At 70.8% G+C, this 21430-nt stretch carries 19 protein-coding genes and 2 tRNA genes; 9 read left to right on the plus strand and 12 right to left on the minus strand.

Annotated features, from left to right (window positions below; all coding sequences use genetic code 11):
* Positions 1-109 precede the first annotated feature (109 nt).
* Positions 110-199 (minus strand) — tRNA-Ser (locus tag EYQ95_RS12190).
* Positions 200-226: 27 nt separating this feature from the next.
* The gene (locus EYQ95_RS12195) at positions 227-1219 is read right to left on the minus strand and encodes a LysR family transcriptional regulator (protein WP_132327494.1); all 993 of its coding nucleotides are present in this window, start codon (positions 1217-1219) and stop codon (positions 227-229) included.
* Between the two features lie 111 nt (positions 1220-1330).
* On the opposite strand from EYQ95_RS12195, the gene EYQ95_RS12200 reads away from it, so the two are divergent.
* Positions 1331-1906, plus strand: a complete 576-nt coding sequence (locus EYQ95_RS12200; protein ID WP_132327495.1) for an FMN-dependent NADH-azoreductase — start codon at positions 1331-1333, stop codon at positions 1904-1906.
* 6 nt (positions 1907-1912) lie between these two features.
* Here EYQ95_RS12200 and serS read toward each other — a convergent pair whose 3' ends face one another.
* Positions 1913-3193: a serine--tRNA ligase gene (serS, locus tag EYQ95_RS12205; RefSeq protein ID WP_132327496.1), complete on the minus strand. Its 1281-nt coding sequence runs from the start codon at positions 3191-3193 to the stop codon at positions 1913-1915.
* Between the two features lie 89 nt (positions 3194-3282).
* Between serS and EYQ95_RS12210 the strand changes: the two genes are divergently transcribed.
* Positions 3283-3963 (plus strand): energy transducer TonB, encoded by a 681-nt coding sequence (locus tag EYQ95_RS12210; RefSeq protein ID WP_132327497.1) that lies wholly within the window; start codon positions 3283-3285, stop codon positions 3961-3963.
* Here the strand turns inward: EYQ95_RS12210 and aroA are convergent, their stop codons facing one another.
* From aroA to serC, 3 genes are all read right to left on the minus strand, one after another.
* The gene (gene aroA / locus EYQ95_RS12215) at positions 3964-5265 is read right to left on the minus strand and encodes a 3-phosphoshikimate 1-carboxyvinyltransferase (RefSeq protein WP_132327498.1); all 1302 of its coding nucleotides are present in this window, start codon (positions 5263-5265) and stop codon (positions 3964-3966) included.
* Positions 5262-6392, minus strand: coding sequence for a histidinol-phosphate transaminase (gene hisC, locus EYQ95_RS12220; protein ID WP_132327499.1), 1131 nt, complete (start codon positions 6390-6392; stop codon positions 5262-5264). The genes aroA and hisC overlap by 4 nt, the downstream gene beginning before the upstream one ends.
* 126 nt (positions 6393-6518) lie before the next feature.
* Entirely contained in the window at positions 6519-7604 is a 1086-nt protein-coding gene (gene serC, locus EYQ95_RS12225; protein ID WP_132327500.1) for a 3-phosphoserine/phosphohydroxythreonine transaminase, read from the minus strand.
* 121 nt (positions 7605-7725) lie between these two features.
* Between serC and msrP the strand changes: the two genes are divergently transcribed.
* Both msrP and msrQ read left to right on the plus strand, forming a co-directional pair.
* Positions 7726-8694: a protein-methionine-sulfoxide reductase catalytic subunit MsrP gene (msrP, locus tag EYQ95_RS12230; RefSeq protein WP_132327501.1), complete on the plus strand. Its 969-nt coding sequence runs from the start codon at positions 7726-7728 to the stop codon at positions 8692-8694.
* Positions 8695-8732: 38 nt separating this feature from the next.
* Positions 8733-9353 (plus strand): protein-methionine-sulfoxide reductase heme-binding subunit MsrQ, encoded by a 621-nt coding sequence (msrQ, locus tag EYQ95_RS12235; RefSeq protein WP_370451245.1) that lies wholly within the window; start codon positions 8733-8735, stop codon positions 9351-9353.
* Here the strand turns inward: msrQ and EYQ95_RS12240 are convergent.
* Positions 9322-10125: an FHA domain-containing protein gene (locus EYQ95_RS12240; RefSeq protein ID WP_132327502.1), complete on the minus strand. Its 804-nt coding sequence runs from the start codon at positions 10123-10125 to the stop codon at positions 9322-9324. The two genes, msrQ and EYQ95_RS12240, sit on opposite strands and share 32 nt — an antisense overlap.
* 63 nt (positions 10126-10188) lie before the next feature.
* On the opposite strand from EYQ95_RS12240, the gene EYQ95_RS12245 reads away from it, so the two are divergent.
* Both EYQ95_RS12245 and EYQ95_RS12250 read left to right on the plus strand, forming a co-directional pair.
* The gene (locus EYQ95_RS12245; RefSeq protein ID WP_132327503.1) at positions 10189-10470 is read left to right on the plus strand and encodes a polyhydroxyalkanoic acid system family protein; all 282 of its coding nucleotides are present in this window, start codon (positions 10189-10191) and stop codon (positions 10468-10470) included.
* A 52-nt stretch (positions 10471-10522) separates the two neighbouring features.
* Positions 10523-11470, plus strand: coding sequence for a restriction endonuclease (locus tag EYQ95_RS12250; protein ID WP_132327504.1), 948 nt, complete (start codon positions 10523-10525; stop codon positions 11468-11470).
* A gap of 3 nt (positions 11471-11473) precedes the next feature.
* On the opposite strand, the gene fabB is transcribed toward EYQ95_RS12250, so the two are convergent.
* Together fabB and fabA are read right to left on the minus strand one after the other, a co-directional pair.
* Positions 11474-12688 carry a beta-ketoacyl-ACP synthase I gene (gene fabB, locus EYQ95_RS12255; RefSeq protein ID WP_132327505.1) on the minus strand — a complete coding sequence of 405 codons (1215 nt, stop codon included), beginning with the start codon at positions 12686-12688 and terminating at the stop codon, positions 11474-11476.
* Positions 12689-12690: 2 nt separating this feature from the next.
* Positions 12691-13206: a 3-hydroxyacyl-[acyl-carrier-protein] dehydratase FabA gene (gene fabA / locus EYQ95_RS12260; protein ID WP_132327506.1), complete on the minus strand. Its 516-nt coding sequence runs from the start codon at positions 13204-13206 to the stop codon at positions 12691-12693.
* Between the two features lie 149 nt (positions 13207-13355).
* Here fabA and EYQ95_RS12265 point away from each other — a divergent pair.
* Positions 13356-13430, plus strand: a tRNA-Val gene (locus tag EYQ95_RS12265).
* Between the two features lie 491 nt (positions 13431-13921).
* Entirely contained in the window at positions 13922-15238 is a 1317-nt protein-coding gene (locus tag EYQ95_RS12270) for a sigma-54 dependent transcriptional regulator (RefSeq protein WP_165924716.1), read from the plus strand.
* Positions 15239-15305: 67 nt separating this feature from the next.
* On the opposite strand, the gene EYQ95_RS12275 is transcribed toward EYQ95_RS12270, so the two are convergent.
* Positions 15306-17168, minus strand: a complete 1863-nt coding sequence (locus EYQ95_RS12275) for a BON domain-containing protein (protein ID WP_132327508.1) — start codon at positions 17166-17168, stop codon at positions 15306-15308.
* Between the two features lie 177 nt (positions 17169-17345).
* On the opposite strand from EYQ95_RS12275, the gene EYQ95_RS12280 reads away from it, so the two are divergent.
* Positions 17346-17705 (plus strand): hypothetical protein, encoded by a 360-nt coding sequence (locus EYQ95_RS12280; RefSeq protein WP_132327509.1) that lies wholly within the window; start codon positions 17346-17348, stop codon positions 17703-17705.
* A gap of 66 nt (positions 17706-17771) precedes the next feature.
* On the opposite strand, the gene ligD is transcribed toward EYQ95_RS12280, so the two are convergent.
* Both ligD and EYQ95_RS12290 read right to left on the minus strand, forming a co-directional pair.
* Positions 17772-20465, minus strand: coding sequence for a DNA ligase D (gene ligD, locus EYQ95_RS12285; RefSeq protein ID WP_132327510.1), 2694 nt, complete (start codon positions 20463-20465; stop codon positions 17772-17774).
* Positions 20466-20468: 3 nt separating this feature from the next.
* Positions 20469-21374, minus strand: coding sequence for a Ku protein (locus tag EYQ95_RS12290; protein WP_132327511.1), 906 nt, complete (start codon positions 21372-21374; stop codon positions 20469-20471).
* Positions 21375-21430: the final 56 nt, after the last annotated feature.

A 21430-nucleotide genomic window follows, 5' to 3' on the forward strand; every position in this document is an offset into this window, starting at 1 on the left:
CACCTGAGTCCTGAAAGGCAGGCCTCAAGCGTAGCGACACCTGTCAGACGCTCCCCGCTGATCCGCGAAGAACCAAAAGAAAAGGGCTCCCGGCGGGGAGCCCCTCGTCTGGCGGAGAGACAGGGATTCGAACCCTGGGTGGTATCGCTACCACGGCGGTTTTCAAGACCGCTGCCTTAAACCACTCGGCCACCTCTCCGTGTCGGTCGCGATTGTCGCACGCGCCTCAGGCGGGTACCGCGTCGCCCACGCGGGCGCGGCCGGCTTCCAGCTCGGTGCACGGCCGGCCGTGGATTTCCGAACACTGCAGGCGCGCGGCTTCGACCAGCGACGGCGCCTTCTCGGCGAGGTAGTCGATGAAGACGCGGACCGCCGGCAGCATGCCGCGGCGCGAGGCGAACACGGCGTGGAAGATGCCCTGCGGCAGGCGCCATTCCGGCAGCACCACCTCCAGTTCCCCGCTGCGCACGGCTTCGCCGCAGATGGTCTCGGGCAGGAGCGTGATCCCGATGCCCTGCTTGGCGAGCTGCATGAGCATGGGGAAGTCGAAACCCATGATGCGCGGCTTGAGCTCGACGCGCTTCACCTGCCCGTCCGGGCCGTGCAGTTCCCAGCGCTGCCGCGCCTCGTCCTCGCTCATCGACATGGTCACGTGCTCGGCGAGCTCGTCCGGCGTCCTGGGGCGACCCATGCGCTTGAGGTACTGCGGGCTTGCGACAAGCAGCTCCTGGATCTGCCCGAAGCTGCGCATCACCAGGCTGCCGTCGTCGTCCAGCCGCGTGCGCACGCGCAGGGCGACGTCGAAGCCCTCGTTGATCACGTCGACGCGGCGGTTGCTGATGGCCATCTGCAGGCGCACCTGCGGATACCGCGCGAGGAACTCGGGAAGAAGCCGGGGCATGTGCTGCTGCGCGATGCCCACCGGCACGCTCACCCGCACGACACCGCGCGGCTCGGCGCTCAGGCGGTCGACCACCTCGCGCGCGGCCTTGGCCTCTTCCAGCATCGACTGCGCATGCCGGTAAACGCTCTGTCCCACGTCGGTGACGGCGAAGCGGCGCGTGGAGCGTTGCAGCAGACGCACGCCCAGATCCGTCTCCAGCTGGCTGATGCGGCGGCTCAGGCGGGACTTGGGAATGCCCAGCGCGCGCTCGGCGGCGGCGAAGCCCGAATGCTCGACGACGGCGGCGAAGTAATAGAGGTCATTGAGGTCGTGCATGGCGGCAGTTCCACGGACGCAACGTAGAGTGACATTTGACCACATTACCAACACTCGTGCAACGCCATAGGTTTCGTCCATCCCGATCACGCCATAAACAGGACGATCCCCATGAAGCTGCTCCACCTCGACTCCAGCGCGCTCGGCGCCCACTCCGCCACCCGCGAGATCACGGCGGCCATCGTCGCCCGCCAGCTGCAGCGCGACTCCGCCACGCGGGTCGTCCATCGCGACCTGGCCGCGCAGCCGCTGCCCCACCTGGACGGCGCGATCCTCGGCGGCGAGGACCCGGCCGGCGCGGCCGAGTCGGCCGCCGTGCTGGAGGAATTCCTCGCCGCCGACACCGTCGTGATCGGCGCGCCCATGTACAACTTCGGCATTCCGTCCGCACTCAAGGCATGGGTCGACCGCATCGCCGTGGCCGGCCGCACGTTCCGCTACACCGCGGACGGCCCCGAAGGCCTGGTGCAGGGCAAGACGGTGATCGTGGCGGTGGCGGCCGGCGGCCTGCACGCGGCCCGGCCCAGCGACTTCGTCGAGCCCTACCTGCGCCAGGTGTTCGGATTCATCGGCGTGACGGACCTGCGCTTCGTGCGCGCCGAGGGCCTGGCCTTCTCGCCCGCGCAGCGCCGGGCGGCGATCGACGCGGCGCTCGACGATGCCGTCGACCTCCCGCGAGCGGCCTGAGGACCGTCAGGCCAGGCGTTCGACCCCGCCCATGTACGGGCGCAGCACGTCGGGAACGACGATGCTGCTGTCGGCCTGCTGGTAGTTCTCCATGACGGCGATCAGCGCGCGGCCGATGGCGACGCCCGAGCCGTTGAGCGTATGCAGCGGCTCGGGCTTGCCCGTGGCCGGGTTGCGCCAGCGTGCCTGCATGCGGCGCGCCTGGAAGGCGTCGCAGTTCGAGCACGACGAGATCTCGCGGTAGCTGCCCTGCGAGGGCAGCCAGACCTCGAGGTCGTAGGTCTTCGACGCCGAGAAGCCCATGTCGCCCGAGCACAGCAGCATGCGCCGGTAGGGCAGGCCAAGGCGCTCGAGCACGACTTCGGCCGCGCGCGTCATGCGCTCGTGTTCGGCCTCGCTGCCGTCGGGCCGGACGACGGACACGAGCTCCACCTTTTCGAACTGGTGCTGGCGGATCATGCCGCGCGTGTCGCGGCCATGGCTGCCGGCCTCGGCGCGGAAGCACATCGAATGCGCGGTCATGCGCAGGGGCAGCTGTGCGTCCTCGATGATCTCGTCGCGCACGATGTTGGTCAGCGGTACTTCGGACGTCGGGATCAGGTAACGCCTGGAGTCGCCCACCGCGGTGGAGAACAGGTCCTCCTCGAACTTCGGAAGCTGCCCGGTTCCGCGCATGGATTCGGCGTTGACGATGACCGGAACGTTGACCTCCAGATAGCCGTGCTCGCCGGTGTGCAGGTCGAGCATGAACTGCGCGAGCGCGCGGTGCAGGCGGGCCAGCGGGCCGCGCAGCACCGTGAAGCGCGCGCCGGAGAGCTTGGCGGCGGTGTCGCCGTCGAGCCAGCCGTTGCGCGCGCCGAGCTCGACGTGGTCGCGCGGCGCGAAGTCGAACTCGCGCGGCGTGCCCCAGCGATGGCATTCGACGTTGCCGGTCTCGTCCGTTCCCGGAGGAACCGACTCGTGCGGCAGGTTGGGAATGCCGAGCGCGATCGCCTCGATCTCCTCGCGGATGGCATCCAGGCGCGTCTCGCTGGCCTTGAGCTCGTCGGCGATTCCGGCCACCTCCGCCATCAGGGGCGCGACGTCCTCGCCCTTCGCCTTGGCCTGCCCGATGGCCCTGCTGCGCGTATTGCGCAGGTTCTGCAGCTCCTGGGTGCGCGTCTGGATCTGCTTGCGCTCGGCTTCCAGCGATTCCAGCCGGGAGGCATCGAGCACGAAGCCGCGCGTGGTCGCGAGGCGCTCGGCAAGTTCGGCGGGACGCTGGCGCAACAGGGCGGAATCGAGCATCGGGGCGGTGGCAGGCGTGGGAAGCGGGCATTATCACCGCTGCGCGCCCCGCGTGCCGTTACCGCTTTCTTTACGCCCGAAGCGACAGCATGGCGGCCATGCAGAGCCTCCCTCCCACGCCATCCCCCACCACGCCCGCCCCGCCGCCACCCGGCCGGCGCGGATTCGACCTGCACGCCTGGCGGCCGTCCCGGTTCGCCCCGTGGTGGATCCTCGCGGCCTTCCTGGCCGGTCTCGCGGTGTTCGCACTGGTGATCGGCCGCGACAACGAACGCGATTTCTTCCGCGGCAGCGGCGTTCCACCCACCTCGGCCGAGCGCGTGTACGCGCCGCTGCCCGCGCCCATGCCGGCGGACGAGGGCTCGGGCCTGCGCCGCATCGAGGCCCCGGTGGAGCCCTCGGAGGACGTGGTCATCGAGGAACCGCCCCCGCCGCCGCCACCGCCAGCCGAGCCACCGCGCGTCGAGCGCCCGCGCCCGGCTGAGACCGCCAGCCGCCAAGCGCGGCCGATCCCCGGGCAGACACCGGCGCCGCAGTACCCCGCGCGTGCGCTGCGCCGCGGCGAAGGCGGCACCGCCCTGGTGATCGTGCACGTCGGCCCCGACGGCGTGCCGACGGCCACGGAGTTCGCACAGAGCAGCGGTTCGCGCGACCTCGACCGTGCCGCGCAGCAGGCGGTGCGACGCTGGCGCTTCGAGCCGGCGATGGACCGCGGCCAGCCGACGGTCGGCCGCGTCGTGGTGCCGATCGACTTCAGGCCGGTCGAATGATCAGCCCGCGCGCAGCGCCATGCCGGTGCCGCGCGCCAGATCAACGAAGCCCGGGAACGAGGTGGCGACGTTGTCGACGTCGTCCACCCGCACCTCGCCCGTCGCGCGCTGCGCCAGCACTGCGAAACTCATGGCGATGCGGTGGTCGCCGCGACTGTCGATTCCCCCGCCGCGCACGCCACCGCCACGGATGGCTGCGCCGTCGGGAAATTCCTCCACCTCCACACCGAGCGCGCGAAGGCCAGTGGCCATCGCCGCGATGCGATCGGACTCCTTGACCCGCAGCTCCGCCGCGCCGGTCACGCGCGTTACGCCTTCGGCGCAGGCGGCGGCGGCGAACAGCACGGGGAACTCGTCGATCATGTCCGGCACCAGATCGGCGGGAACGTCGATGCCGTGCAGCGGCGCGTGGCGCACGTGCAGGTCGGCCACCGGTTCGCCGCCCTCCTCGCCCTCGCCCAGGACGCGGATGTCCGCACCCATCAGGCGCAGCGCCGCGAGCAACCCGGTGCGCCGCGGGTTCGTGCCGACGGCCTCGAGCACGAGGTCCGAGCCCGGCACGATGGACGCGGCCACGAGGAAGAACGCGGCCGAGGAGAAATCCGCCGGAACGCGCACCTCGCGCCCGCGCAGCACCGGCCCGGGCACGAGCCGGGCGCGGCCCGGCACGAAGTCGATGTCGGCGCCGAAGGCCCGCAGCATGCGCTCGGTGTAGTCGCGCGTCGGCGTGGGCTCGACCACCGTGGTCGGGCCATCGGCATAGAGGCCTGCGAGCAGCAGCGCGGACTTCACCTGCGCGCTCGCGACGGCGGTTCGATGCTCCATTCCGTGCAGCGCCTGCCCGCCGTGGATGCGCAGTGGCGGGACGCCGCCTTCGCCGGTGTCGATGCGCGCGCCCATCGCGGCCAACGGCCCGGTCACGCGCCGCATCGGGCGCCGCGAGAGGGATTCGTCGCCGACCAGGAGGCTGTCGAAGCGTTGCCCGGCCAGCAGCCCCGCCAGCAGGCGCATGCCGGTGCCGGCGTTGCCGCAGTCGAGGGCGGCCGACGGCGCGGCCAGGCCATGCAGGCCCACGCCGTGCACGATGCGCAGGTTCGGCGCCGGCGCGTCGACCCGGACGCCCAGCGCCGAGAAGCCGCGCGCGGTCGCACGCGTGTCCTCGCCTTCGAGGAAGCCCTCGATGCGCGTGCTTCCCTCGGCGATCGCACCCAGCATCACCGCCCGGTGCGACACCGACTTGTCGCCCGGTACCCGCACGCGTCCGCGCAGTGGCTCGCCCCGCCCCGCCACCCAGGCGCTCATGCGCGCACCTTGTCCAGCGCGCGCAGCAGGCGGGCGTTCTCGTCCGCCGTGCCGACGGTGATTCGCGAGTACCGGCCGAGCCCGTACCCGGCCATGGGCCGCAGTACGACGCCACGCTCCAGCAACCGCGCCTCGACCTCCGGCGTCGCGTCGCCGAACTCGACCAACAGGAAGTTGGTCTGCGACGGCCCGACCCCGAGGCCACGCGCGCGCAGCGCCCCGGCGAGCGCGTCGCGCTGCCGGCTGTTCTCGGCCCGCACACGCTCGACCCAGGGCTGGTCCTGCACCGCGGCCGCGCAGGCCGCGAGCGCGGGCCCGTTCACGTTGAAGCTCTCGCGGACGCGCTCCATCACGGCGACCAGGCCGGGCGCCGCCACGGCGTAGCCGCAGCGCAGGCCGGCCAGTCCGTAGGCCTTGCTGAAGGTGCGCGTGACCACGAGGTTGGGCCGCCGCGGCACGCGGGGCAGCATGCTGCGGTAGCCGGGCGCGTCGGCCAGTTCCGCGTAGGCCTCGTCGACCACGACCAGCACCTCCGCCGGCACGTCGTCGAGGAAGGCGTCGAGGGCATCGTGCTCGAGCCACGTGCCGGTCGGATTGTTGGGATTGGCGAGGTAGACCAGGCGCGTGCGGTCGTCGATGACGCCGCGCAGCGCCTCGAGGTCGTGCCCATGCGGCATGGGGCCCTGGGAAAGCAGCGCGGCCGCCACCTGGGCCAGCGCGCCCGCCGCCTGCGCGGCCAGAGCGAACACCGCGAAGCCGTAGCGCGGATAGGCGACCGCATCGCCCGGGCCGGCGAACACCTGCGCGAGCAGCATCAGCAGCTCGTGCGAACCGTTGCCCAGCACGATCGAACCTGCATCGATGCCGTGCAGCGACGCCAGCGCGTGCTTGAGCGCGGCGCCGCGCGGATCGGGATAGCGATGCGCCAGCTCCAGCGCATCCTGCATCGCCCGCCGCGCGCGCGGCGAAGGGCCATACGGATTCTCGTTGGAGCCGAGCTCCGCCAGCGCCGCGCCATGGCGCGCGCGCAGGGCCACCACGTCGTGCCCGGGGTCGTAGGCGCGCAGCCCGCGCACGCCCGGCGTCGCGCGCGATGCGAACCAGGCCTCGTCGTAGGCCGGCGTCATGCGATCGCGACCACGCAGCCGCCGCCGCTGCCTGCTACCCGCGCAATGTCCGCCGTGCAGTGCGCAGCCGGACGCATGCGCAGCCGCAGCAGGAATGGCATGGCGACGCGGTACACGGAAGCCGAATCAGCCACGCCGCGCCTTGAAGTCCTGCATGAAGTCCACCAGCGCGCGCACGCCGGCCTCGGGCATCGCGTTGTAGATGGATGCGCGCATCCCGCCGAGCGCGCGATGGCCCTTCAGGCCGAGCAGGCCGGCAGCGGCGGCCTCGGCAAGGAAGGGCTTGTCCAGGGCTTCGTCGTGGAGGAAGAACGGCACGTTCATGCGCGATCGCGCGGCCGGCACCACGTCGTTGCGGTAGAAACCGCCCGAGCCGTCGATGGCGTCGTACAGCATGGCGGCCTTGCGCGCATTGCGACGGGCGAATTCCTCGACGCCACCCTCGGCCAGCATCCACTTGAACACGAGCCCGGCGAGGTACCAGTTCCAGGTCGGCGGCGTGTTGAGCATGGACTCGCCCTTGACGTGCGAGCGGTAGTCGAAGATGTCCGCGCGGGGCTGGCCCTCGCGCGCGAGCAGGTCGCGCCGCACGATCACGACGGTCACGCCCACCGGCCCGAGGTTCTTCTGTGCGCCGGCGTAGATCACCCCGTAGCGGGACACGTCGATGGGCTCGGACGCGATGCTCGAACTGAAGTCGGCGACCAGCGGCACGTCGCCCACGTCGGGCGTGTCGCGGAACTCGACGCCGTGGATGGTCTCGTTCGCGGTGATGTGCACATAGGCCGCGTCGGGCGAAAGCCGCCACTGGGCGCGGGGGGGAACGTCCACGAAACCGCCGGCCTCGCTGGTCGCGGCGATGTTGACGTCCACGTAAGGACGCGCCTGCTTGATCGCCGTCTTGCCCCAGTGGCCGCTCACCACGTAGTCCGCGCGCTGGCCCGGGGCGGCGAAATTGAGCGGCACGAGGGCCTGCACCGTGGTCGCGCCACCGGCCATGAACAGCACGGCGTAGTCGTCGGGGATGCCCAGAAAGCGGCGCAGGTCCGCCTCGGCCTCCGCCGCCACGCCCATGAACTCCGGCCCGCGGTGGCTGAGTTCGACGATCGAGGCCCCGACGCCGCGCCAGTCGAGCATCTCCTCGCGCGCCTGCTCGAGGACGACCTCGGGAAGGGTGGCAGGACCGGCACTGAAGTTGAACGCGCGGGGCATGGGCGGCTCCATGGCAGGGTGAAGGCCGAGTATGCCGCAGCGCAGCACGCTTCGCGGCCGTCCCGCTGTATGCTTTTCATCATGAGCCCCGTCCAATGGGCCATCGACCGGGAGGTCCCGCGTGTCCCTTCGCGACGCCCTGCGCATACCCGCGCGGCAGATCACCGACGAGGCGGTCTACCGGCACCGGCGCCAGCTGCTGGCCGGCCTGGCCGGCGGCCCGGCGGCGGTGCTGGCCGGGTGCTCGCGCGCCGAGCCGCCTCCGCCGCCGGCGCGGCCCGTCGACCCGGTACGCGCGCGGGCCGGCCTGGTGACCACGGAGGAACGGACGACCTACGAGGACGCCACGACCTACAACAACTTCTACGAGTTCGGCACCGGCAAGGCCGACCCTGCGCGCCGGGCGAAATCGCTGCGCACCTCGCCCTGGACCGTCGCCGTCGGCGGCGAATGCGCCCGGCCGGGCCGCATCGGCCTCGAAGACCTGCTCAAGGGGCTCCGGCCCGAGGAGCGCGTCTACCGGCTGCGCTGCGTAGAAGGCTGGTCGATGGTCATTCCGTGGCTGGGCGTACCGCTGCGCGACGTGCTCAAGCGGTTCGGCCCGACCTCGAAGGCGCGCTACGTCGCATTCACCACGCTGGGCGATGCGCGGCAGATGCCCGGCCTGGCCTGGCCCTCGCTGGACTGGCCCTATCGCGAGGGGCTGCGCATCGACGAGGCCATGCATCCGCTCACGCTGCTCGCCACCGGCATGTACGGCCGCGCACTGCCCCCGCAGAACGGCGCGCCGCTGCGGCTGGTCGTGCCGTGGAAGTACGGCTTCAAGAGCATCAAGTCCATCGTCCGCATCGACTTCGTGGAGCGGCGCCCGTTCACCAGCTGGAACGACATGCAGCCGGACGAGTACGGCTTCTTCGCCAACGTCAATCCGGCCGTGGACCATCCACGCTGGAGCCAGAAGACCGAGCGGCGCATCGCCGGCGCCGGCAGCAAGCTGTTCGCCGAGCGCATCCCGACGCGGCTGTTCAACGGCTACGCCGAGCAGGTGGCGCCGCTGTACTCCGGCATGGACCTGCGCAGGTGGTTCTGAGCCGCCGGGGCGCGGGGGCGCGGGCGGCTCCGCCCGGCCTGCGCGCCGCGAAGGTCCTCGCGCATGGAGCGGCGCTGCTGCCTGCGGGCTGGCTCGCGCTGCAGATGCATGCCGAGCTCGTGCGCGGCACCGGCGCGCTGGGTGCGGACCCCGTGGCGGCGATCGAGCATTTCCTCGGCCTCTGGGCCCTGCGCATGCTGGCACTGGGCCTTGCAGTGACGCCGCTGCGGCAGCTGACCGGCCTCACCGTGCTGCTGCGCTTTCGCCGCATGCTGGGGCTCTACGCCTTCTTCTACGCGAGCCTGCACTTCACCGCGTGGATCGTGCTCGACCTGCGCGGCTACTGGACGCAGCTGTTCACCGAGATCGTCGAACGGCCCTACATCACCGTGGGCTTCCTGGCCTGGCTGCTGCTGGTGCCGCTGGCGGCCACGTCCACCCAGGGCGCGATGCGCCGGCTCGGACGCGCCTGGGGCCGGCTGCACCGGCTGGTCTATGCCGCGGCCATCCTCGCCGTGCTGCACTTCTGGTGGCTGGTGAAGTCGGACATCCGCGAGCCTGCGCTCTATGCCGGGCTGGTGGCGCTCCTGCTCGGCTGGCGGGCGTGGCGCGCCGCCTCGCGTGGTTTCAGCGGGCGCCGTAAAGCAGCAGGGCGCTGAGCCCGGCGGCCAGCAGCAGGGCCGCCAGCAGCAGCCAGGGAAAGCGCCAGCCCCGCCTCGCAGGCGATGCCGGGGGCGACCGCCGCGGTTCGACGTCTGCCGGCGCTGCGGCTGGCTGGAGACCGGCTCGCGGCGCTTCCACCACGAAGCGGTGGGTTCCCGCCAGCACCAGCTGGTCCCCCGGAAGCAGGAGTGCATCGTCGACACGATGGCCGTTCACGGCGACGGCGGAAGTCCCTGCCACGGCAACCGCCGCGATGCCGCGCGCGAGCGGCTGGAGTTGCAGGTGCCGCGGCGCGACGCGGGCATCGTCGATCCGCACCTCGCAGTCGGGCATGCTGCCGATCGTCAGGCCGCGGGCGAGGGAAAAGCACCGCCCGTGCAGCGGCCCGCCGACCGCGCGCAGCACGCAGCGCATGGCGCCGCGCTCGGGCATGCCCAGCGCCTCCTGCGGGGGCGCAGGCTCCGGCTCGCGCCCGGCCAGCAGCACTTCGCGCCCTTGCAGGAACAGCGAGTCGCCCGCACGCAGCATGGCCATGTGCCGGATGGGCCGCCCGTTGACGTACGCGCCGCGCAGGCCGTCGCGAAGCTGCATCCATACACCGCGCGAATCCACATAGATCGTCGCGAGGGCCTGGTCGTCGGGCGTCGCACCGGCCGCGCCGATGGCGGCAGGCGTGAGCACGTGCACGCCCGGGTCCAGGACCAGGACATCGCGTCGCGATTCGGGCAGGCGGATTCGGAGGGCAGTCACGCCGCCGGAATCTAGCATGCCGACGCATTCTTGCCCGGCGATGCGCCACACTGCACGGGTATCTCACTGGCCGGAGGGGCCATGTCCGATATCGATATCCGCCATCCGCACTCCCTGCCCCCGCAGCAGGCGCGGGAGGCCGTGCAGGGCCTTGCCGAGGCGCTCGCGCAGCGCTTCGGCGTCCATTACGCCTGGCGCGGCGACGCGCTGGACTTCAAGCGCAGCGGCGTCGACGGGCGCGTGGCCCTGGAGCCGGGCGCGCTGCACGTCACGGCCAGGCTCGGCTTCCTGCTGGGGGCCATGAAGGGGACGATCGAGCACGAGATCCGGCGCGTGCTCGAGGAGCGCTTCGGCCGCGGCTGAGCACGGCGCGCAGGGCCGGTATAGTCGTGCCCCCGCATCGCGTCATGATCCCATGCCCATCCTCGCCTCGCTGCTGACCGGACTCGCACTCGGCCTCGTGCTCGCCGCCGCCGGCGCGTACTACGTCTGGCGTGTATGGCGGCCGCGGCGCGAAGTGTTCGAAGGGCGCCGCATCCTCGCGGGAATGCGCTGGCGCGAGCTGTCGAACCTGGTGATGGATGCCCTCGGGCCATCGGGTTTCGAGCCGGAACCGGCGGAGGCACGCGCCGAGCGCGGCTCGCATACCGACCCCGTGATGCTGCGCGACGGAAAACCCTGGCTGATCGTCTGCAAGCAGGGGCTGGACCACCGCGTGACGGCCCAGGCCGTGGAGGAAGTGCACCGCTCCCTGCGCCTGCAGCAGGCCGCAGGCGCGGTCGTCGTGACGCCGGGGCACGTCGAACGCCGGGCACGCGATGTCACGCCGGCCATCGAACTGGCCGATGGCGAGGAACTGTGGCGCCTGCTCGATCCCCTGCTGCCCGCCAGCGTGCACGACGAGGTCACCCGTCGCGCCCGGGCCGTCGCGGTGCAGCAGTCGGCCTTCGTCCTCGCCGCCGCGGCAGCGGTCGCCTTCTCCGCTACCTGGGCGCTGCACCGCTTCACCGCCGCCGATCCAGCGGCGTCGAACGCGAGCGCAGCCGCATCCTCCGCCGCGTCCAGAAGCGGTACTGCGCCTGCCGCCGCTCCCGCGGTCCAGGCACCGGTATCGACGCTCGACGAGGCGGGCCAGCGCAGCGAGCTCGCCCAGCGCATGTCCGAGCTGCCGGGCGTGGACCGCGCGCTCTGGAGCACGCCGTCGACGCTGCAGATCTTCGTGACCGACCCGGAGCTGGCGACCGACGAAGCGATCTGCGAGCTCGTGCGCCACTACGAGCTGATCCGTGCCTCGCGCCTGCAGCTCGAGCCGCCGCCGGGCGTCGAACGCCCGGTGCGCTTCAAGCAGTGCAGCGTGTTCTGAGGCTCAGCTTTCGAAGCGCGAGAACACGAGGCAGGCGTTCGTTCCGCCGAAGCCGAAGCTGTTGGACATCACCGTGCGCGGCGAAGCGTCCTGCGTCTGTCGCAGGATGGGGAAGCCCTCGGCGCGATCATCCAGCCGGCCGATGTTGTGCGAAGCGGCCAGGAAGCCGTCCCGCATCATCAGCAGGCAGTAGATCGCCTCGTGCACGCTCGCCGCACCCAGCGAGTGGCCGCTGAGCGCCTTGGTGGACGACAGCGGCGGCACGTCGTCGCCGAACACCTGGCGGATGGCCTCCAGTTCGACGACGTCGCCCATCGGCGTCGAGGTGCCGTGGGTGTTGAGGTAGTCGATCGGGGCGCGGACATGCTCGAGCGCCATGCGCATGCAGCGCACCGCCCCCTCGCCCGAGGGCGCGACCATGTCGGCGCCGTCGGAGGTGACGCCGTAGCCCACCAGCTCGGCCAGGATCGGCGCGTTGCGGGCGCGGGCATGCTCCAGCGATTCCAGCACCAGGATGCCGCCGCCGCCGGCGATGACGAAGCCGTCGCGGTCCGCATCGTACGGGCGGGAGGCCTGGCCGGGCGTGTCGTTGAACGAGGTCGACAACGCGCCCATCGCGTCGAACTGCGAGGTCATGCCCCAGTGCAGCTCCTCGCCGCCGCCGACCAGCATGACGTCCTGCAGGCCGCCGCGGATCATGTCGGCGGCCGCGCCGATGCAGTGCGCACTCGTCGCGCAGGCCGCGGAAATCGAATAGCTCACGCCCCGGATGCCGAAGGCGGTGGCGAGCGCGGCCGAGACGGTCGAGCACATCGTGCGCGGCACCATGTAGGGCCCAATGCGGCGTACGCCCTTGGCGCGCAGCAGCTCGCCGGTCTCGATCTGCCATTGCGCCGAGCCCCCGCCCGACCCCGCTATGACACCCACGCGCGGCCCCTTCAGGTGCTCGGCATCGAGCCCCGCCTGCGCGATGGCGTCGCGCGCGGCGACGTAGGCATAGGCCGCTGCGTCGCCCATGAAGCGCTTGAGCTTGCGGTCGATCTGCGCCTCCAGGTCGAGGTCGACCACGCCCGCCACCTGGCTGCGCAGGCCGAGCTCGGCGTATTCCGGAATGCGACGGATGCCCGCGCGACCCTCGCGCAGCGAGGAGGCGACGGTGTCGAGGTCGTTGCCGAGGCAGGACGCGATGCCCATGCCGGTGACGACGATGCGCTGCATGCTCAGAAGCCCTCCGTCGAGCCGAACAGGCCGACCCGCAGGTCCTTGGCCACGTAGATCTCGCGGCCGTCGACATAGGTGCGGCCGTCGGCGATCACGAGCGCGAGGCGGCCGCGCATGACGCGGCGGATGTCGATCTCGTACGAGACCCGCTTCGCGTCCGGCAGCACCTGGCCGCTGAACTTCACCTCGCCCACGCCCAGCGCGCGGCCCCGGCCGGGCTCGCCCAGCCAGGGCAGGTAGAAGCCCGCCAGCTGCCACATGGCGTCCACGCCCAGGCAGCCCGGCATGACCGGGTCTCCGATGAAGTGGCAGCCGAAGAACCAGAGATCGGGGCTGATGTCGAGTTCGGCGCGGATCTCCCCCTTTCCGTGGCGCCCGCCCTGCTCGGCGATGTGGGTAATGCGGTCGAACATCAGCATCGGCGGCGCCGGCAGGCGCGCGTTGCCGGGGCCGAAGAGCTCGCCGCGGGCGCAGGCCAGCAGTTGCTCGCGATCGAGCGAAGACGGGCGGTTCATGCGGGGCATCACGGGAAACGGCGCACAAGTCTAGCGGCTCCGTCCGCAAGCTCTCAGTTCGCCGGCGCATGGTGCACGCGCCGTGTCGGGATCGCGCCGGCCGCTATTGGCGCAAGCGCGGTGAGTCCTCTATACTGCGCGCCCCTCACGGGCGGTTAGCTCAGCGGTAGAGCATTGCCTTCACACGGCAAGGGTCGCAGGTTCGAACCCTGCACCGCCCACCAGATTCGCGACCCACGTCGCACGCCAGACCGCCGCAAGGCGGTTTTCGCGTTTCAGGCCTCAGAGAGGCTCGCCGTTCTCCGGCCCGGCGCCCGCATCCGTATCGCTTCCTACGTCGGCCATCGGCGGGGTGCTGCGTGCGGCCTGGCGCGGCATTCCGGGCTCGGCCGCGGCGCCGGGGCAATGGTCCTCCGCTTCTTCGACAGCCTGCCGTTCGCCGGCCCGCGCGCCCTGTTGCAGTACGCCGGCGGTCCACCCGCCCGGGCGCGGGTCATGCCTCACGCGACTCCGATCGTCCGTGACTGCCATGTCCGCCTCGCCATCGTGCCCGGACGTGCAGCCTCGCGCGGCACGCGTCAAGCAGGCGAGAACGCCGCGCGGCCGCCACAAAGCGACCGGAGGCCCGTGGCAACAGCTGCTTGCAGCCCAATCCTCATACGCCGCGTTAACCGTGGCGACACTACCTTCCGGGCGAGCCGACCACGAGACAACCATGGCCGACGTACAGCCTTCGGTGCTCATCGTCGACGACGACACGAGCTTCGCTCACGCCGCCGCGGACTACGCGCGCGAACGCGGGTTCGACACCGCCATCGCGCATACGCTGCAGGAATCGCGGCGCGCCATGGACGCGCATCCCAGCGACCTGACGCTGCTGGAGTTATCGCTGCCGGACGGCAACGCCTTCGACCTGCTCGGCGAGCTCGACGCCGATGCGCACCGGCGCATCGCGCTGCTGTCGGACGACGGGTCGTCCGAAGTCGCCGAGCGCGCGGGGCGATGGCCGCTTCTGGATTACCTGGTCAAGCCGCTCGAGCCCGAGCACTTCGATGCGCTGCTCAGTGCCGCATCGGCGGCCCGCGCCGTGGCGCCGCGCTGGGGCGGCCTGATCGGGGAATGCGAGGCCATGAGGCAGGTCGCGTCCTACGTGGAGCGCATCGCGCCCACGCGCGTGTCCGTCCTCGTCACCGGCGAGAGCGGCACCGGCAAGGAACTCGTCGCGCGCGCGGTGCATGAGCGCAGTCGCCGCCGGGGCGCCTTCGTCGCGGTGAACTGCGGTGCGATCGCGCCCGACCTGCTGGCCAGCCACCTGTTCGGGCACGAGCGCGGCAGCTTCACCGGCGCGGCGCAGCGGCACGCGGGCTACTTCGAGCAGGCCCACCGCGGCACCCTCTTCCTCGACGAGATCACCGAGATGCCGCCCGCGCTGCAGGTCTACCTGCTTCGCGTTCTCGAAACCGGCGAGGTCACGCGCGTGGGGGGCAGCGAGGCGATTCCGGTAGATGTGCGCATCGTCGCCGCCTGCAACCGCGATCCCCAGCAGGCCATCGACCAGGGCCAGCTGCGCGCCGATCTCTTCTACCGCCTCGCGGACTTCATCCTGCCGCTTCCGCCGCTGCGCGCGCGTGGCAACGACGTGGTGCTGCTGGCGCGCTATTTCGTCGACCAGCTCAATGCCGAGCACGGTGAAAGCAAGCGCCTGTCCGCGGATGCCGAACGGATACTGCGGGCGCATCACTGGCCCGGCAACGTGCGCGAGCTTCGCAGTGCGGTGCAGCGCGCCTTCTTCCTGTCCGACGGGCCTGTCGTCGACGTCCACCCGGTTGCCCACCGTGCCGCACAGGCCGACGCCAACGGCGCGATCGTGTTCCGCGTGGGGATGAGCTATGCCGATGTCGAGCGCGAGATGCTGTTGCGCACGCTCGAGGAGGTCAGGCACGACAAGACGCGTGCCGCACGCATGCTCGGCGTCAGCGTACGCACCATCCACAACCAGCTGGCGCGCATGGCGCCGCCGGTGCGCGGCTGACGGCCGTAACCCTCGGCCACCACGGAAAAGGCCGGCTTTCGCCGGCCTTTTCGACACCCGTCGGACCTCAGTGCTGCGATGAGGCCCCCGGCCGCGCCGAGCTTCCGCCGTCCTTGCGGGCGCCGGTGCCACCCTGGCGACCGCTGGACTCCTCGCTGGCCGACGACTGCGAGCCCGAGCTGCCGGTACCCGTCTGGCCTGACGCCGACTGCGAGGACTGGCCCGAGGAGGTCGAGGACGTCGACGACAGCCCCGACTGCGAGCTCGACGAGCCGCTGCCGCTCAGGGACTGCGACTGCCCCTCACGCGAACCCGACTGCTGACCGAAGCTGCTGGACGACTGCGAGCGCCCCTGCTGGGAGTCCACGCGGATGCGGTTGTCGATGTTCCGTACCCCGGCGCAGGACTCGGCGATGTCTTCGATGCGGTGCTTCATCCAGCGCTGCTCGACCGTGCCCTCGAGCGTGATCGTGCCACCCTCGCAGCGCACCTCGACCTCGGACGCGTCGATGTCGTCGGCCTGGCTGAGGCGCTCGTACAGGTCGTCGATGATGCGCTCGTCGCTGCGGACGTAGTTCTTCGGGCCACGACCGCGCCGCGACTGCAGCTGCCCGGTCTCGCCGCCCAGACCATACGCGGACGTGCCACCCGGCCGCGGATAGCCGTACATGCCGCCCTGTGCGCCCTGGCCGTACTGCTGCTGCGATTGCCCGTAGAAGCCACCCTGCTGCGCACCGAACTGGGAGCTGCCGGTACCGAACTGGGAGTGCCCGAAGCCGTTGCCCTGCTGGCCGTACTGCTGGCTCGAGCCCCCCTGCTGCGCGCCGAGCCACTGGCCGGACTGGCCACGCTGGCCGGACTGCTGGGAACCCAGGCCGGACGCGCCGTAACCCTGGTTCATCTGCGTGCTGCCGTAGTCGCCCTGGCCCTGCCAGCTGCTGAAGCCGGCCTGCTGGGCGTACGGGCTGGCGTAGCCGCCGTGCACGCCGTGCTGCGAGGCACCCGAGCCACCCTGGAGGTACTCGCGGTCGCGCTGGAACTCGCCGTGCTGGCCCTGCGAACCGTACTGCTGCCCGTAGCCGCCCTGCTGCTGGGCATAACCCGAGCTCGAACCATAGCCCTGACCGAACGAACGGCCGCCCGAACCCTGGCTCTCACCGCCGTACGCGCCAAAGCCCGGCGTGCGACCGTAGTTCTCGCCGAAGCCCTGCGACTGCTGCGCGGACATCCCACCCTGCTGACCGTACTGCGAGCCGCCGAAACCCTGCTGCTGCGAGCCGCCATAGCCGCCCTGACCGAACTGCTGCGAGCCGCCGTAGCCGCCCTGCCCGTACTGCTGCGAGCTGCCGTAACCGCCCTGCCCGTACTGGCCACCCTGCGACTGGCCGTACTGCGACGAAGCATGGCCCTGCCCGCCCTGGCCCTGCTGCGAGGTGAAGGAGCCGCCGAAACCCTGCTGGGGCGAGCTCTGCTGGCCGTACTCCGACGTTCCGTAGTTGCTGTGGCCGTACTGGTTGCCACGCGAGAACATGCCGCCCTGGTCCATCTCGTTGCGATAGCCGGGTTCCCACTGCCCGCTTTCCCGGCCGCTGCCCTGGCGCGACGCGTGGGCGTTCTGTGACTGGTAACCGGACTGCATCGAGTGCTCGCCCTGCGCGCCGTACTGCTGCCCGCGCCCGCCCTGATGCTGACTGCCGTGTTCGTTGCCGTGGTGCATGTCGTCTCTCCGTTCATTGAGCCAATTCCGGCCCGCGTTGAATGCCTGTGCTCCGAGGCGCATCACGTCCTGCGCGACCTCCCGGAGCTGGCGACCCAGTTGTTGATCACCCACTGCTGCCTCCTTCGACGTTCGCTTCGCGGCGTGCACGCGCCGGCTGCGGCGCGCCGTCATCCGCCGAATGCGAATACGGCCTGATGGCAGGTTTGGCATGGGTGAACGTTCCGTTGCGCGCGGCCAACGGAATCTTGTCGTCCCATCCACACGCGCCCGCGATGGCGTGGGGTCGCCGCCTGCGCAACGCATCGCTCACGCCCGTTTGACACGGGCCTCTCGCTCACTCGTCCAGGATCTGCGCGAGGCATACCGCCTCCCTCCCGAGACGCCACCATGAAGAAGACGCTCACGCTTGCAACGCTCGCAGCATCGATCGCGCTGCTCTCCGCCTGTGGCGACCGCGGCAGTCAGCCCGACGAGTCCACCACGACCGACACCACCACGGGCGCCGCGACCGAACAGCCGATGCCGGCCGACACCATGACCCCGGCCACGGGTACCGACGCGACGACCGGTACCACCGGTGACACCACGGGCACGGGCGACACCGTGGGCACGACCGGCGACATGACCGGCACCGGCACTGGCACCGACATGGGGACGCAGCCCGACCCGACCACCGGTACCACCGACAGCGACAACACCGGCACCACCGGTACCGACGGCACGCAGGCGACACCGCCGACGCCGTGACGGCGGGCGTTACCCACAGCGCGATGCGCTGACACGGCGGCGGCCCGAGGGCCGCCGCTTCCATGTTCAGACCGGCAGCGGCTTGGCCCTGCGTATGAGTTCGGCTGCCTCGTCGGGCAACCCGCGCCGGGCCGCGTCGGCAAGCGTGTACCGCTGCGGGCTACGGATGCGCGACAGCTCCGTCCAGGTCACCGGCACCGCCGCCGGCGCACCGGGTCGCGCACGCAGCGACCAGCTGGCGACACTGGTGGCGCCGCGCCCGTTGCGCAGCCAGTCGATGAAGATGCGCCCCTTGCGCTTGGCCTTGCTCATGGTCGCCACGTAGCGCTCGGGCGCCTGGCGCTCCATCGCATCGGCGAACGCCTCGCAGAACCTGCGCACCTGTTCCCAGTCCGCCCTCGGCTTGAGCGGCACGACCACGTGCACGCCCTTGCCGCCGGACAGCTTGGGAAAGGACGCCAGGCCGACCTGTTCCAGGCGCTCCCGCACTTCCCGCGCCGCCGCCCGGATCTGCGGCCATTCGATGCCCGGATCCGGGTCGAGGTCGAAGACGATGCGGTCGGGTTGTTCCAGCGTATCGACGCGCGAGCCCCAGGGATGGAACTCGATGGCATTCATCTGCACGAGCGTCATCAGTCCCTCGAGATCGTCGACGTAGAAGTACGATGCCTCGTCGCCATCGTTCTCCACCAGGCGGTACTGCCTCACCGCGTCCCCGAAACCGGCGCGGGCGTGCTTCTGGAAGAAGTGCTGGCCCTCGATCCCGTCCGGGCAACGCACGATCGACAGCAGGCGGCCCCCGATCTCCTCGAGCAGCATGGGCGCTGCGGCGAGGTAGTAGTCGAAGACGTCCTGCTTGGTGTAGCCCTCGGCCGGGTAGACCACGCGCCCGGGGCTGCTGAGTTCCGGGATGCGCCCCGAGGCAGCTGCGGACCGGCGTGCGGACGGCTTGCGTTTCGATGCCGCAGGCCCGCCGGCGGCGGTCTTCGTCACCTTGCGCGCCACCGCGGTGCGTGATGGTTTGCCAGGCGAGGCGTCGCTGCTGGGCGCATTGACAGGCTCCGGCTGCTCGAGCGCCTCGGCCGTGGCCGGCTTGTCCTCGCGCAGTCGATGGAAGGAAGCCTGCCGGACCAGCCCCTCCTTGCCCCAGCCCCGGAAGAAGACCTCGACCACCAGCTCGGGCCTCACCCACTGGATCCGGCCCTTCGGCAGCGGCACGTGCGGCGGTACGTCCACCACCGGTTCGCGTATCTCCATCGCGCGCAGGCGCTTGTGCAGGTCCAGCAGCATGGCGTTGTTCATGCCCGAGCCCACGCGGCCGGCATAGACCAGCGTGCGATCGCGGAACTGCCCCAGCATCAGCGCGCCCAGCCCCTTCCGCCCGCCCTTGGGCGTCGTGTAGCCGACGACCACGAAATCGCGCGTCTCCGCCGTCTTGACCTTGAGCCAACGCGCCGTGCGTCCGTGCTCATACAGCGAGTCCGCCCGCTTGCTGATGATGCCTTCCATGCCGCGCGACCGCGCGGCGTCGAAGATTTCACTACCCCGCCCGACGATGTGCGAGCTGTAGAAGAAGCGCTTGTCCGCGCCCTTGAGCAGCCGTTCGAGCAGCGCCTTGCGCTCGAGCAGCGGCACCCGCCGCAGGTCGTGGCCGTCGAGCGAGAGCAGGTCGAAGGCGACGTAGCGGAGGCAGGTCGCGTCTTTCTCGGAAAGCGCCTTCTGCAGGGCGTTGAAGTCGCTGTAGCCCGAACGGTCGATGGCGATGAGCTCGCCGTCCAGGACCGCCCGCACGCCCAGGCTGCGCAGCATGCGCACGAGCTCGGGGGCACGGTCGTTCCAGGCGATTCCGTTGCGCGACCAGATCAACGGCTCGGGCCCGGCTTCCGCCAGCAGGCGGTAGCCGTCCCACTTCCACTCGTGGATCCAGTCGTCACCCGGCGGTGCCTGCTCGGCCGCGACGGTGAGCATGGGCTCGACGAACTGGCCCATGGGATAGGCCTCGCCCTTCGCCAGGCGCTTGGCCTCGCGCTTGAGTGCGGCCAGGCCGGGATTGGACGCGGCGCGTTTGGAGCCTTTGGCGCCGGTCGGGGATGTCGTCTTCGATGCAGCCGCCCCCGTACGTTCGGTCCGGGACTTCCCGGCGCTGCGTTCCGATGCCTTGGCTTTCATGTCGAACCCCTTGCGCGCACGTATCTCCAGGCCTTCCCGTGTCGAGGCACCGGGCGCATCCGGTGGTGGCGGCGGCAGGTCGGCGATGAGGTCGTCGGCCTCGATGTCCGCGGCGAATGCGTCGGTGCGCTTGAGGAGCATCCACTGCGCGCGCCGGCCGCGCTGGTGCGTGCGGATGAGCGACCACCTGCCCTTGAGCCGCTCGCCGTCGAGGCTGAAGTCCAGGCGCCCCTTGCGGATCGCCTCCACCTCGTCGCCCTCGGGTTCCCAGGTGCCATGGTCGAAAATGGCCATGTGGCCAGCGCCGTATTCCCCCTCCGGGATGGTTCCCGAGAAGTCGCGGTAGGCCAGCGGATGGTCCTCGGTCTCCACGGCAAGGCGTTTCTCGCCGGGGCGTAGCGAAGGCCCCCTCGGCACGGCCCAGCTGCGCAGCACGCCATCGACCTCGAGCCGGAAGTCGTAGTGCCGCGCCTGCGCATGGTGCAGCTGCACCACGAAGCTCAGCGGGCCGCGCTTGCGCGGCCGCACCTGGCCGCGCGGCTCGGGCGTACGCGCGAAGTCGCGCTTGCGGTAGTACTCGTCCAGCGCCACGGATCAGGCCCGCTTCGTGCCGGAGCGCTTGCCCTGCCCCGTCTTCTTGGCTGCCCGCTTGGTCGCCTTGCGCGGGGTCTTGCGCGCGGTCGATGGCTCGTCCAGCGTCCCGCCCTTCTTCTCGAGGCTCTTCTTGAGCAGCGACATGAAGTCGACGACGTTGGTGGCCGTCTCGGCTTCCTCGTCCTCCTTCTCGTCCTCGATGTGCGCCGTCTGCTTCTGCTTGATGCGAAGCTTGATGACCTCCGACAGGCGCTCGCGGAACTCGTCGCGATAGTTCGCGGGCTTCCATTCCTCCGTCATCGACTCCATCAGCATCTCGGCCATGTCCATCTCGCGCGGGGTCACGTGCCAGGCGCGCGCGCTGCCGGCGGGCAGCTCGTATTCCGACACGTCGACCAGCTCCTGCGGGAAGCGCATCAGGATCAGCATCAGCGCATCGCCCTGCGGCGTGAGCATCGACAGGTACTCGCGCGTGCGGATCACCACGCGGCCGATCCCGACGCGGTTGTTCTTCTTCAGCACCTCGCGCAGCAGCACGTAGCCCTTCTCGGCCTTCTTGCCGGGCACCAGGATGTACGGCTTCTCCAGGTAGGCCGGCGAGATCGAGTCCGCGTCGACGAAGGCCTCGATGGCGATGGTCTCGTGGTTCTCCGTGGCCGCGCGCTGGATGTCCTCGGGCTGCAGCACGACGTAGTTGTCCTTGGAGAACTCGTAGGCCTTGACGATCTCCTTCCACGGCACTTCCTCGCCTGTCTCGGCGTTGACGCGCTCGTAGCGCACCGGCGAGTTGTCGCGCGCGTCCAGCATCCGGAAGTGGATGTCGGTGCGACGCTCGCCCGACATCAGCTGGATGGGGATGTTGAGCAGTCCGAACGAGATCGAGCCGGTCCAGATCGGGCGGGCCATGGAGGCGTCTCCGGTGCGTTTGCCCCACCCTCGCGCAGCCGGCGTCCTTTCCGGGT

Source organism: Lysobacter sp. N42 (assembly GCF_004344885.1).